Origin of the sequence: Sediminicola sp. YIK13 (assembly GCF_001430825.1) — a bacterium.
Classification (GTDB): domain Bacteria; phylum Bacteroidota; class Bacteroidia; order Flavobacteriales; family Flavobacteriaceae; genus Sediminicola.
This window is the reverse complement of sequence record NZ_CP010535.1, coordinates 1,974,339-1,987,488: the sequence shown is the minus strand read 5'-3', so window position 1 is coordinate 1,987,488 and position 13,150 is coordinate 1,974,339. Positions and strand designations below refer to the sequence as shown.

General features: G+C 39.6%; 14 protein-coding genes. 8 read left to right on the top strand and 6 right to left on the bottom strand.

The window, feature by feature from the left end; translation table 11 throughout:
* Positions 1 to 110: 110 nt before the first annotated feature.
* Positions 111 to 896: an SDR family oxidoreductase gene (locus SB49_RS08915; protein ID WP_062055809.1), complete on the bottom strand. Its 786-nt coding sequence runs from the start codon at positions 894 to 896 to the stop codon at positions 111 to 113.
* Positions 897 to 898: 2 nt separating this feature from the next.
* Entirely contained in the window at positions 899 to 1,216 is a 318-nt protein-coding gene (locus SB49_RS08910) for a cupin domain-containing protein (RefSeq protein WP_062055807.1), read from the bottom strand.
* Positions 1,217 to 1,360: 144 nt separating this feature from the next.
* Here SB49_RS08910 and SB49_RS08905 point away from each other — a divergent pair, with 144 nt between their 5' ends.
* The 7 genes from SB49_RS08905 (at position 1,361) to SB49_RS08875 (ending at position 8,423) form a co-directional block, all read left to right on the top strand.
* Positions 1,361 to 2,719, top strand: coding sequence for a UDP-N-acetylmuramate--L-alanine ligase (locus tag SB49_RS08905; protein WP_062055805.1), 1,359 nt, complete (start codon positions 1,361 to 1,363; stop codon positions 2,717 to 2,719).
* Positions 2,720 to 2,799: 80 nt separating this feature from the next.
* The gene (radC, locus tag SB49_RS08900) at positions 2,800 to 3,498 is read left to right on the top strand and encodes a RadC family protein (RefSeq protein WP_062055803.1); all 699 of its coding nucleotides are present in this window, start codon (positions 2,800 to 2,802) and stop codon (positions 3,496 to 3,498) included.
* 41 nt (positions 3,499 to 3,539) lie between these two features.
* Positions 3,540 to 4,835, top strand: coding sequence for a polysaccharide deacetylase family protein (locus SB49_RS08895; RefSeq protein ID WP_062055801.1), 1,296 nt, complete (start codon positions 3,540 to 3,542; stop codon positions 4,833 to 4,835).
* Positions 4,828 to 5,517 (top strand): YjjG family noncanonical pyrimidine nucleotidase, encoded by a 690-nt coding sequence (locus SB49_RS08890; RefSeq protein WP_062055799.1) that lies wholly within the window; start codon positions 4,828 to 4,830, stop codon positions 5,515 to 5,517. The genes SB49_RS08895 and SB49_RS08890 overlap by 8 nt, the downstream gene beginning before the upstream one ends.
* Positions 5,518 to 5,591: 74 nt before the next feature.
* Positions 5,592 to 6,131, top strand: coding sequence for a hypothetical protein (locus SB49_RS08885; RefSeq protein WP_062055797.1), 540 nt, complete (start codon positions 5,592 to 5,594; stop codon positions 6,129 to 6,131).
* Positions 6,128 to 7,558 carry a DUF5723 family protein gene (locus SB49_RS08880; protein ID WP_062055795.1) on the top strand — a complete coding sequence of 477 codons (1,431 nt, stop codon included), beginning with the start codon at positions 6,128 to 6,130 and terminating at the stop codon, positions 7,556 to 7,558. Before SB49_RS08885 ends, SB49_RS08880 begins: the two co-directional genes overlap by 4 nt.
* 13 nt (positions 7,559 to 7,571) lie before the next feature.
* Complete coding sequence (locus SB49_RS08875) at positions 7,572 to 8,423, top strand: hypothetical protein (protein WP_062055793.1); 852 nt, start codon at positions 7,572 to 7,574, stop codon at positions 8,421 to 8,423.
* Here the strand turns inward: SB49_RS08875 and SB49_RS08870 are convergent.
* Positions 8,420 to 9,697: a replication-associated recombination protein A gene (locus SB49_RS08870; protein WP_062055791.1), complete on the bottom strand. Its 1,278-nt coding sequence runs from the start codon at positions 9,695 to 9,697 to the stop codon at positions 8,420 to 8,422. The genes SB49_RS08875 and SB49_RS08870 overlap by 4 nt on opposite strands.
* A gap of 92 nt (positions 9,698 to 9,789) precedes the next feature.
* Here SB49_RS08870 and SB49_RS08865 point away from each other — a divergent pair, with 92 nt between their 5' ends.
* The gene (locus tag SB49_RS08865; protein WP_062055789.1) at positions 9,790 to 10,536 is read left to right on the top strand and encodes a rhomboid family intramembrane serine protease; all 747 of its coding nucleotides are present in this window, start codon (positions 9,790 to 9,792) and stop codon (positions 10,534 to 10,536) included.
* Between the two features lie 2 nt (positions 10,537 to 10,538).
* On the opposite strand, the gene rlmB is transcribed toward SB49_RS08865, so the two are convergent.
* The 3 genes from rlmB to SB49_RS08850 form a co-directional block, all read right to left on the bottom strand.
* On the bottom strand, positions 10,539 to 11,282 hold the full coding sequence (gene rlmB, locus SB49_RS08860; RefSeq protein WP_062055787.1) for a 23S rRNA (guanosine(2251)-2'-O)-methyltransferase RlmB: 744 nt from the start codon (positions 11,280 to 11,282) through the stop codon (positions 10,539 to 10,541).
* Positions 11,283 to 11,343: 61 nt separating this feature from the next.
* Complete coding sequence (locus SB49_RS08855) at positions 11,344 to 12,138, bottom strand: hypothetical protein (RefSeq protein WP_145758374.1); 795 nt, start codon at positions 12,136 to 12,138, stop codon at positions 11,344 to 11,346.
* 163 nt (positions 12,139 to 12,301) lie between these two features.
* Positions 12,302 to 13,030 (bottom strand): hypothetical protein, encoded by a 729-nt coding sequence (locus SB49_RS08850; protein WP_145758373.1) that lies wholly within the window; start codon positions 13,028 to 13,030, stop codon positions 12,302 to 12,304.
* Between the last annotated feature and the right edge of the window lie 120 nt (positions 13,031 to 13,150).

Sequence of the window (13,150 nt, the reverse complement as noted above, 5' to 3'; positions counted from 1 at the left end):
GTAGTACTACAATGTTATTTGCAAATAGAGTACCAAAATGAGAGCTTAAAAAAGAAAAGCCCCAATACCTATGGGACTTTTAGTTTGATTTGGCGGTACCCATGAATAATCTAGAGTGATTTTAACATTCCTCCATCAATGGGGATATTGGTTCCTGTTATAAACGATCCTTGTTCAGAAGCTAAAAAGGCTACCAGATATCCATACTCCTTCGGATCCCCAAATCTGCCTATGGGAACATTTTTGAGCATTTGTTGGTTCACCTCTTCCAAGGGAATTCCAAACGACTTCGCTTTGGCACTATTAAGATTTTTTAGTCTTTTAGTATCAAAATAACCTGTAAGGGTACTATTGACAGTGATACCATATTGGCCAACATCAGCAGCCAGTGTTTTGGCCCACGTGGTCACTGCAGCCCTTATAGAATTGCTCAGAACCAGGTAGGATAAAGGCTCTTTTACAGAAACGGAGGAGATATTGATGATCCGTCCATATTTATTGTCTATCATTCCCTTTAAAGCAAGTTCCGAGGTATAGACCACTGTTTTGAACAACAAATCAAAAGCAGTTTGGTAATCTTCAACTTTTTTTTCCATGGCCCCTCCCGAGGCGGGACCTTGCGTATTGTTTACAAGGATATCCACGGTATTATTCTTAAAATATTTCTCAATAGTTTCCTTGTAGGAATTGAAGTCGGTAAAGTCAACCTCCAGGTATTGATGGTATTGCCCGTGGTCCGTTGGCAAATGGGAAATGATATCTTTCAATTTATCCCCACTTCGCGCCATTAGCGTAACACTCGCACCACTAGCAGCAAGTTGCTGGCCTATGGCCTTACCTATGCCTTGGCTGCTGCCGCCAACCAAAGCCTTCTTTCCAATTAAAGATATCTTCATGGTTATTTGTATTCTTCTCTTGTTGGGCTAAAAGTATCGATCAACTTACATTCGGTAAGGGCCTTGCCACTATGGGGTATATGAGGGGCAATGATCACTAGATCCCCTGGCCCATAAACCTGGGTCTTGCCGTCTAAAGTAAATTCAAAGCTACCTTCCAATACCTGCATTACCTGTTCATTCATATGGGAGTGTTCAGGAACCTCTGCCCCTTTTTCAACCTCCCAAAAGGCTATGCTCATGTTTTGTGTATGAACCAGTTTTCCGTGATATCCCGGCATTATTTCTTTTGGAGCTACATCTTTTAATTTAATATGCATATGTTCTTGTTCTTTCTTCGAATATAAGCAATATTCAATATTCGGGGTCCCTTAAAAAAGGTGTTGGGTGTAGTTCAAAAACGGATGATTTATATTTTATTAGGCTTGTGCAATCCTTATCTTTACCTTTTTAAAATTGATTAAATGCACATTCATTTTATAGCAATTGGCGGAAGTGCCATGCACAATCTGGCGCTGGCCCTACACCATAAAGGCTATGTCATTACCGGGAGCGATGACGTAATATTTGAACCTTCCAAAGGGAGGTTGGAAGCCAAAGGTCTCTTGCCCAAAGCTTTTGGTTGGTATCCTGAGAATATCCACCAAGGATTGGATGCCGTTATTTTGGGAATGCACGCCAAACCAAATAATCCCGAATTGCTAAAGGCCCAAGATATGGGTTTGAAGATCTATTCCTATCCTGAATTTTTATATGAGCAATCCAAGCATAAAACTAGGGTAGTCATAGGTGGCAGCCATGGCAAAACAACCATTACCTCCATGATTCTACACGTTTTGGATTATCACGATAGGCAAGTTGATTATATGGTGGGCGCTCAATTGGAGGGCTTTGACCGAATGGTGCATTTAACAGAAGAAAATGATTTTATAGTTTTGGAAGGGGATGAGTATTTGTCTTCTCCCATAGATAGAAGACCCAAGTTCCATTTGTACAAGCCCAATATTGCTTTACTAAGTGGAATTGCATGGGACCATATCAATGTATTCCCTACCTATGAGAACTACGTGGAGCAGTTTCAGATATTCGTGGACAGTATCGTCAAAGGAGGAAGCATCACCTATAACATAGAAGATTCCGAGGTAAAGAGAGTAGTGGAAGCTTCTGAGAACTCCATTCGGAAATTGCCCTATGAAACACCTGCTTATACTGTGGAAAATGGTGAGACCCTATTGGAGACCGAAGAGGGGCCAATGCCTATAGGGGTATTTGGAAAGCACAACCTTAGCAATTTGGCAGGAGCCAAGTGGATATGTCAAAATATGGGGATTGATGAGGCCGACTTTTATGAGGCAATAGCCACCTTTAAAGGCGCCTCCAAACGGTTGGAAAAAATAGGGGAAGGAAGAAGTAGCATAGCGTACAAGGATTTTGCCCATTCGCCAAGTAAGGTAGCGGCAACAACAAGGGCTGTCAAGGAGCAGTATAAAGACAAAAAGCTCTTGGCTTGTCTGGAACTGCATACATATAGCAGTTTGAATGCGGAATTTTTAAAGGAATATAAAGGGGCACTGGAGTTTGCTGACGAGGCCGTGGTTTTTTATTCTCCTGAATCTGTTAAGATCAAACAACTGGAGGAAGTGACCAAGGACCAAATAGCAGCGGCATTTGAAAGAACCGATCTTAAAATTTATACCGATGCACTTTCTTTCAAAGAATTCCTGTTCCGACAAAATTTTGATGATTCCGTACTCCTACTTATGAGTTCCGGGAATTATGGGGGATTGGATTTCGATGAGGTAAAAGGCCTTATGGACAATTGAGAGCGACGCTGGTTATAGGCTGGGAATAGATTTTTTTCTAGGATATCATTTTGGACTATTTTGTTTGCTATCTTTAACAGATGCAAGAAAAATCGACTTATTTCTCTATTAAGCATTGGTCCAATGATGACAAACCTAGAGAAAAATTGGTGCATAAGGGTAAATCCGTTCTTTCAGATGCTGAACTGATTGCAATTTTGATAGGAACAGGTGGAAGAAATGAAAGTGCTGTAGAACTTGCAAAAAGGATATTGGCATCGGCCAACAATAACCTGAACGAACTGGGAAAACTTTCCATAAAACAGTTAATGCAGTTTAAGGGGATTGGGGAAGCCAAAGCTGTAACCATAGCAGCAGCCCTTGAAATAGGTAGGAGAAGAAGAGGGGAAGCAGCACAGAAGATTACTAAGATAACAAGTAGTAATAGCGTGTTCGAACTGTTGCAACCAATGATGGGGGAACTTCCCCATGAGGAGTTTTGGATTGTATACCTGAACAATGCAAATAAAGTGATGCTCTCCGCTCTTTTGAGCAAAGGAGGGATCACTGGTACTTTGGTGGATGTGCGCTTAGTGCTGAAACAGGCACTGGAACTGGGTGCAGTGGGTCTGATATTGGCACATAATCATCCATCGGGCACGTTAAGACCAAGTGAAGCTGATAAGCAGGTGACCAGTAAACTAAAATTAGCTGCGGAGGCTTTGGATATAAAAGTTTTGGATCATGTGATCATTACCCAGCAAGATTATTTTAGCTTTGCGGATAACGCCATGCTATAAATAATGTTCGGAAATTATTATACTTGGAATTATAGGAAACTATGTTGTTGATTTATACCCATAAAATTACTTCCCGCTTCACCTACATCATGAAGCATATTTTTACTCGTATTCTAGGGATTGAAGTTGTGTTTACTACCAAGGTAGAAGATTTTATCAAACATACCGGTCCAAAAATAACCTATACCAAACAACCTTTGCAAAATGAGTTTTTTGTTCGAAGCAATGATCTTCTTTTCGAACAGGGGATAAATGACCTACAATTTAAAATAGGGGAATGGGATGGTGTGCCCTGTTTTTTCGTTACCGGGGACCGCAGTAATATTCCTTTTGATATTTTCGCTGCTAGTTTTTATCTGATATCCAGGTACGAAGAATATTTGCCCCATGTAAAAGACATGCATGGAAGGTTTCCTCCCACAGAAAGTTTGGCCTATCAAAATGATTTTTTGGAAAGGCCTGTGGTCGATATTTGGGCCTTCCAGCTGCTCAAGGAATTAAAGGAGAGGTTTCCCAATATGGAGGTGGAAGAAAGGGGGTTTTCTTATACATCCCTTATAGATGTTACTACCTCCCATTGTTACGCTCATAGGGGTTTTGTTAGAAGTCTTGCTGGTTTGGTTTTGGATTTAGGTTCCTTAAAATTTAAACGTGTGGCAGAGCGTTTTATGGTTTGGCTTAATCCAGGATTGGATCCTTATGATAATTTCTCCAGTCTTATAGAACTTCATAAAAATTATGGGGTAGGCAGCATGTTCTTTTTCCAATTTGCTGAATATTCCACGTATGATAAAAATGTATCGCCAAATAGCAACAGATTTAGGTATTTGATAAAATCGGTGGCCGACTACAGTATAGTTGCCTTGGGTGCCTCGTATAGCTCCTTTGACAATATTGCCTTATTAAAGGAGGAGAAAAAACAGTTGTCACAGGTAATCAATAGGCCAATTAATGCTTCTAGGATGCGGTATAACAGAGTGGATATTCCAACAACCTATCGCAATCTGGTGGAAACAGAATTCACCGATGATTACACCATGGGATATACCCACGAAATTGGGTTCAGGGCAGGTACCTGTACGCCTTTTTTCTTTTATGATATTACTTTGGAATTGCAACAGCCCATTAAAGTGCATCCATTTGCAGTTCACGATTATGCTTTGATGAAATATAAGGATAAGGAAGAGATCATGGAAAAGATAGCCTTCTTGTATAAGGAGACCAAAGAGGTTAAAGGAGAGCTTATCAGTGTTTTTTCCAATGAATTGCTTGGGGGCGAGAGTAAAATAGATTGGATAGATTTATATAGTACAGTTTTAAAGAAGTGTTATGTTTAAAGATATTGTAACCGACGTTTTTTTCGATTTGGACCACACCCTTTGGGATTTTGAAAAGAATTCCGCGCTAACCTTTGAAAGAATATTACAGGCCAATAGGGTAGGCGTTGATTTGAACGATTTTTTGAGGGTTTATATCCCTCTTAACTTGGAGTTTTGGAAACTATACAGGGACGGAAAAATTATTAAGGAAGATTTGCGGTACCAACGGTTAAAGCAGACCTTTGATTCATTGGGTTTTACCATATCTGATGAAACCATCCATGTTCTTTCTGAGCAATATATTGAACATTTGTCCTCTTTTACCCATTTGTTTCCCAATACCGTGGATATCTTGGACTATCTAAAACCAAAATATAAACTCCACATCATTACCAATGGCTTCCAGGAAATTCAGGAAAAAAAATTAAAAAATTCCAACATTCATGGCTATTTTGATCAGATCATTGATTCAGAAATGGCCGGGGTAAAGAAACCAGATCCTATAATTTACCAATTGGCTCTCCAAAAGGCAAATGTTGCCCCGGAGAAGTCTATTATGATAGGGGACAGTTTGGAGGCAGACATTATGGGAGCTAGGGCCATGGGGCTTCATGCACTACATTTTAATGTTCACAATGATAAAAAACATGACTATTGTGACATGATAAATGATCTTAATGAAATAAAATCCTATTTATAGAGTTGTAGAAGTAGTATCATTTAGGTAACCGCCACTAGATGTGGTGTCTAAAGATTCATAAAATTAGAGTAATAATGAAGTACTTCGTCTTCCTATTTATGTTGATTGCACTATGCAGTTCATGTATGCAAGAACAGGATTTCAACCAATTGGACGACCTGAGCATCACCCCAACGATTACCTCCAGTATATTGTACATGGAAGCGGCTGAGGACCAAATTAATGCTGTGGTACCAGGGGAGTTCTATTCGGAGGAATTCAATTTTGATGCCTTTGCAGAAGATTTTTTTGCCGATGGTGTTCTTAGCGGTGTCCTTACCTATGAGATAGAAAATTCTACAAGTAAATCACTACAGGTCATTATAGAATTATTGGATGAAAACGGTAATGTGCTGGACACGGAGCCCATATTAGTGGAACCCGCACCTCCAGTATTTATAAAAAGAGTGGAAATCGCCTATGGCCCGGGTGGTAGGAGCATCGATATAATAAAAAATACCTCTGCCATCAGAGTGAGCGCACAGAATCTAAGCGACGACACCAGTGTTTCCAGTGAATCTGAGCCCAAAATAATACTGCGTTCCAGTGGGTCCTTTAAGGTTGAACTTGGATGAGATTACAAAAACAAATTGTAGTTTTTCTTCTTTTGTGCTCCTCTTCCATATTGGCCCAAAATAAACAATTGCTATACGATTTTATGGCAGTGCCACAGGCCTTGATGCTGAATCCGGGAGCTAGGGCAAACTATCAATGGTATAGTGGTGTCCCCATGCTTTCAGGTATTTCTGCATATGCCGGAACCAGTGGTATTTCAGTCAATGATATTTTCGCAAATGATGGCGTTGACATCACTACAAAAGTAAGGGAAAGAGCTGTTTTTGGCATGGATTTTAGGGATGAGATCAGTGAAACGATACAGGTGGAATTCCTAAATGTAGGATTTAGAAGTAAAAATAGGCCCGATGATTTTTATTCCTTCGGGATGTATTTGGAGGAGGATATGATAACCTACTGGCCTCAAGATTTGGCGATTTTGGGATTCGAGGGCAATGCCAATTATATTGGTAATAGGTTTAATTTGGACCATTTGAAGGTTCGCGGAGAAGTCGTCAATGTTTTTCATTTTGGCCTCAACCGAAAATTAAGCAATACCCTTAGGGTTGGAGTTAGGGGGAAATTGTATTCAGGTATTTTTGATATTAGCTCTACCAATAATTCTGGTTATTTTGTAACCAATCCGGGTCAAAACAATCTACTTGCAAACACGCTCGACGCAGATATGACGCTCAGGACATCAGGTATCGACGGTCTTGTAGAAGAAGACCAAGGGGTGTCTCAAACGATTATTAAAAGAGCCCTTTTTGGGGGCGATTTAGGTTTGGGTCTGGATATCGGATTTACATACCGACTCAATAACAAAACCTTGGTGACCGGAAGTCTTTTGGATATCGGCTTTATAAGGCATACCAAAGATGTCAAGAATTATACCCTGAAAGGAAGTGCGACAAACGAAGGTATTTCTATCATACTTCCGGAAGCACTAGCAGATCCCAATAGGGATTTTTGGCAAGATCTCGTAGATGAGATAGAGGGTCTTGTTCCTTTTGAAGATAATAGGGACAGTTATATTAATTTTAGACCTACAAAACTCAACGCCTCTATACGCTATAATTTTGGGAAACCATTAACCTCAGAAGAAGATTGTGAATGTACCTCAAATGGGGGTGGCTTAAAAGGAAGACTGCCAGAGTATTCCAATAGCGTGGGCGGACAACTGTATATGATCAACAGGCCAAGAGGTCCACAAGCGGCACTTACCGCTTTTTATATGCATAAATTTGGAAACTTCCTGGCACTAAAAACCACCTATACGGTAGATAAATTTTCCTTCACCAATATTGGATTGGGCATGAGCATGCAGGCCGGCCCAGTTGAGCTTTATGCCATGGCAGATAATCTTTTGGGGTATAGGAATGTATATGCCAGTCAATATGCCTCTTTCCAATTCGGATTAAATATTATATCTTGGGGCAGAAATTGATGGCAAGCCACTTATGAAAATCTCACTTTTTACAGTATTACTTTTTACACTTTTTTTGGGAAATGCTCAAGCAGATCTCAATCAATATAAGTATATCATTGTCCCTAAAAAGTTTGATGGTTTTAGAAATGTAAACCAATATCAGACCAGTACATTGATCAAATTTCTGTTCGTAGAAAACGGATATAATGCCGTTTATGAAGATGCACTACCGGATGATCTGAATAGGGATCGTTGTCTAGGTGTAGTCGTGGGATTAAAGGATGACTCAAGTATGTTCACAACAAAATTATCATTGATCTTAAAAGATTGCCAATCCAAAGTTGTCTTTGAGACCAAAGAGGGCACCAGTAAGGAAAAAGATTATAAGGAGGCCTACAAGGAAGCTATAAGGGATGCTTTTGGTTCTTTTAAGGGACTTGATTATAAGTATTCGCCAAAAGAAGAACAAGAGGCTCCTGTGAGGATCAGTTATAAAAATGATGTGAAGCAGCTTAATGAGTCGGATGCTAATAAACCAGATGCTGCCGTTTCGGTTGAAGATAATACAGGGAAGAAAGGGGAGGTGACAGAAATGGCGCCACAAGTAGTCAACCAAGAGGGAGACGCCTCTAAAAAAGCTTTAAAGAAAGGCCCAATAGTGCCTCCAACCGTACTGTATGCCCAGGTGATTAACAACGGGTATCAACTGGTAGATGCCTCACCAAAGGTTATCTTGAAAATGTTGAAGAGCACCTTAGAGGGGGTCTTCATTGCAGAATCCTTGGATCTTAACGGAGTGGTCTACAAAAGGAACAATAAGTGGTATTTTGAGTATAATAAAGACGGCAAAGTAGTTGTTGATGAATTGAATATTAAATTCTAAAATTCATATTTGCTTTTCCACCTGTTTTTCAGGAATTCTTTTAACGCATTTTCCCGCTGGTTATTCCCGGGTTTATAAAATGAGGTTCCTTTGATACTATCCGGGAGAAATTCCTCCTCCACGAAGTTGTTCTGATAATCATGGGCATACTTGTACTCTTTTCCATACCCTAAATCCTTCATCAATTTAGTGGGCGCATTTCGCAAACCTATGGGAACGGATAGATCACCTGTTTCCTTAACGAGTTGCTGGGCCTTGTTGATGGCCATATAGCTCGCATTGCTCTTAGGGGAGGTCGCCAAATATATGGCACATTGACTCAGTAAAATCCTAGCTTCGGGATAACCAATGGTAGTGACTGCTTGAAAGGTAGTGTTAGCCATGACCAAGGCTGTTGGATTCGCGTTGCCAATATCTTCAGAAGCGGCAATGAGCATGCGTCTGGCGATAAACTTTACATCTTCCCCACCTTCTATCATTCTTGCCAACCAGTAAACAGCTCCGTTGGGATCACTCCCACGGATAGATTTTATGAAGGCAGATATGATGTCGTAGTGCTGTTCGCCCGTCTTGTCGTAGAGCACGGTGTTCTTTTGAACCTTACTCAGAACCAGGTCGTTGGTGATCGTTATTTTATCTCCACTTTCGGAGGAAATGACCAATTCAAAAATGTTCAACAATTTTCTTCCATCGCCACCCGATAATTTCAAGAGGGCCTCGGTTTCCTTTAGGACAATGTCTTTCTTCTTTAGGTATTCGTCCTGTTTCATGGCCCTATGGAGCAAGGCCTCCAGATCTTGCTTTCCAAACGGATTTAAGATATAAATTTGGCACCTGGAGAGTAAGGCAGGAATTACCTCAAAGCTTGGATTCTCGGTGGTGGCGCCAATAAGGGTAACCCACCCCTTTTCAACGGCCCCCAAAAGAGAGTCTTGCTGAGATTTGCTGAAACGGTGTATTTCATCAATAAAAAGAATGGGGTTTTTGGTGGTGAACAAGCCTCCACTCTGTTTGGCCTTGTCAATAACATCCCTAATGTCCTTTACACCACTGCTAATGGCACTAAGGGAATAAAATGGACGTCCACTGGTATTTGCAATGATATTTGCCAAGGTTGTTTTACCTGTGCCAGGAGGGCCCCATAAGATCAGGGAAGGCAGAATCCCTTTTTTTATTTGTTGCGTTAGTGTACCTTTTTCACCAACCAAATGATGCTGGCTGACATAATCTTCCAAGGTTTTAGGGCGTACACGTTCTGCTAATGGTTCATTCATAGCGTCAAAAGTATAACAATTATCTTGATGACAATTTATCAGGTTTTATATTTTTGGTCGTAAAATTGTTGGTTTAGCTTTAAATTGCAGGCATGTCCGAGGATAGGTATTTTAAATTTTCAAACGCGGTATTGGTAGTGCCAATGTTTGTGGTATTGACCATATGGTTGGTTTTTTTACTGGAATTGAGACTTCAGGTCAATTGGAGCCATTTAGGAGTCTTCCCTAGGACTCTGAGCGGATTGAAAGGGATATTTCTAAGTCCGTTCATCCATGGTTCGGTAGAGCATTTATACAACAATACCATTCCTATCGCCATTCTTTTGGGGGCATTGGTCTATTTTTACAAAGACATTTATTGGAAGGTATTGCTTTGGGGTATACTCATTTCTGGATTGGTCACTTGGGCCATTGGGAGGCCATCCTATCATATCGGGATTAGTGGAATGATCTATGTATTGGCAAGTTTTATATTTTTCAAGGGGATATTTACAAAGCATTATCGTTTAGTGGCCTTATCCCTAGTGGTGGTTTTTATTTACGGCGGATTGTTATGGTACATATTTCCTATCGAAGATGGAATCTCTTGGGAAGGACACTTGGGAGGATTTATTGCCGGACTCTTCCTTGCCATTCTGATGAAGGTAAGGACTCCACCGCTAAAAAAATATGATTGGGAGCGTGATGATTTTAATGAAGAGGAAGACCCCTTTTTGAGGCATTTTGATGCCGATGGAAATTTTATTGAAAGGGAAGAGGAGCAGAACCATACAGAGGAGGCCTCGGTAAAGATTACTTATCATTTTAAAAAGTCCTCACCCGAAGAAGGCAAGGACTAATTTTATGTTAAACGTTGTCTTACTACTTCGTACAAGAATACTCCACAAGCTACGGAAACGTTCAAAGAGCCAATTTCACCCAAAAGGGGTAATTTTACTGTTTCTTCAGAAGCTTTAAGGATAGATGGGGTAATCCCCTCATCCTCTGCGCCCATCACTATGGCACAAGGTCCTTCAAAAGAAACATCATAAATAGTTTTCTCTGTTTTTTCGGTAGCGGAAATAACCTTGATCCCCGAGGATTGCAAATAGAACACGGCATCTTTCAAATGATCTACTTTTGCTATGGGAACCTTAAATGCCGCCCCGGCCGAAGTCTTAATGGTGTCTGCCGTAACAGGGGCGGCACCTTTCTTCTGTATGATGATACCGTCTACTCCGGTGCATTCTGCGGTTCTAATGATAGCCCCAAAATTGCGGACATCGGACAATTGGTCCAATAAAAGAAAAAGGGGTATTTTTTTATCGTTGGCCAATACTTTTTCTACCAATTCTTCCATTTCATAAAATGAAATAGGGGAGATACTGGCAACTACACCTTGGTGATTTCCTTTGGTCAGTCGGTTTAATTTCTCAACAGGTACATAGGAGAACCCAATGCCATTCTTACGGACCAAGGTTTCCATTTCCTTTATAAGATCGCCTTTTAAGCCTTTTTGGATAAATACCTTATCCAATGTTTTACCGGCGTTTATAGCTTCTATAATTGCGCGTATTCCAAATACTTGGTAATCCTCATTTTTCATGGGGCAAAGGTAAAATAAAAAACCATCTATCTAATACAACCATAATTTAAATCAAGGAATATCAACGGTTATTGAGCAACCTAAAAAGCAGGATGAGCTCTGCTTCTTTTTTGGTGTTAAGCTTTTGTTCTTTTATGATCGTTTTTATTTTCTCCTTTTCGTTCTTCTTCTGGGAATTCAGAAAGTTTTTTAGATTATTGTCCAGATAATAGGCTTGATCGTCCCCAGAGCTCTTGTCGAGGTAGTAATATTCCGTAAAATTGGTAAATTTATCAGGAGTAGCTTTAACCATTGAGTTAGCTGCTGGAGCACCTCTTTTAAATGTTACAAAGTCCTTTCGGAACAAACTAAAATGCTCCCCATCTTCAAGAAGGTTAAGGTGTCCTTCTGATTGTTTATTTTTTTTAGAAATGATGGTATTATACGTATAGTTGTTCGACCCATCAATTAATCGAAATTGCTTGTTTTGAACTAAGGAAGAAATCTGAGGACTGGATAGGCTTTCTTTTAATTCTATTTCGTCACTGTAGGCGTTATAGCGATAGTAAAAATTACCGAGCTGTTCTTTATCCATATAAAGTTTACATGGTGAAAAGCTCTCATTTAAATAGGGGGAGCCACTGGCATTTTTCCAATCCACGGTTACTTCGGCATTCCTGACGTTGCTGAACAGAAAATCATTGGAAGGATTTCTTCTGGTCATAAGATTGGCGGCCGCTTCCATTGCTGCATCGCCTGCGGGCCTGGATGAGTTGTTATAATTAATGGTAGTTTGGGCCATTAATGGTAGGTTGTAAAGTATAGTTAAGCTAATAATATAAAATAGTCTTAACTGGATGCTTAAAATGGATGACATGATCTTTGTATTATAGTTTATTCATTGTCAAGATACTAAAAACTAAAAACTACTGTATTTAGTTTGTGTTAAAATGATTCACGTCATAGTATTTTCTATCGCATAAAAAAACCTTTAGGAGGAAAGGCCCTAAAGGTTTTTTAAAAGATATTTTTGAAGGAATCTAAATAGAATTCAGATAGTTAAACACTTTCATTAGGTCCTCTTCTTTTTTAATGTTGATTTTTTCTTCTTTGATATAAGAGGCAAGGGAATCCCTTTTAGCTTTTTCAAATTCTCTCAAGAACTCACTTTTTCTATTTCCGATGTAGTAGGCCAAATTATCGCCATCTTTCATGAAATAATATTCCGTGAAGTGGGAAAATTTGTTTGGCGTGGCTCTCACCATTGAATTTACCGGGTTTGTTCCTTCTGTAAATTTCACACTATTCTTAAAGTATAGGTTGTATTTGTTTCCTTCGTTCAATTTATACATGTATCCATTGCGAACTACATCCTTTTTATTTTTGTAGGCCTTTAACGAAAGTTCCTTGCCATTATCGGCAACTAGTGTTAATTCCTTTATGGTTGCCAATGACGTTTCTGGTTCTTCAGTATATTTGGTATCCTTGATTTCCACTTCATCATTAAAGGCATTGTGGCGATAGTAATATTTTCCTACCAATTCGTCATTGTAATATACATTGCATGGGGAAAAACTTTCGTCGATATAAACGGTGCCTACGGTTTCTAATGTTGTAGGCATATTTGTTTTCTTTCTCATTTCAGAAAACGCCGCTCCAGCATACCCGTTTCCTGTAAAGTTATCCAATTTGTTATTTACTGCTCCCTGGGCATATGAACCTGTATAGATAAATAGTAGTGCCAAGGGTAATAAAATTGTTCTCATCATTTTTTTTTATTTTTTTAATATTAAAGTAATGTTCCAACAAAAATAGTGTTGGACATGGGTTAATTGAACTATTTGATTATTAGTTACATCTATGTCATTTTACAATGCTAACGACAAGTA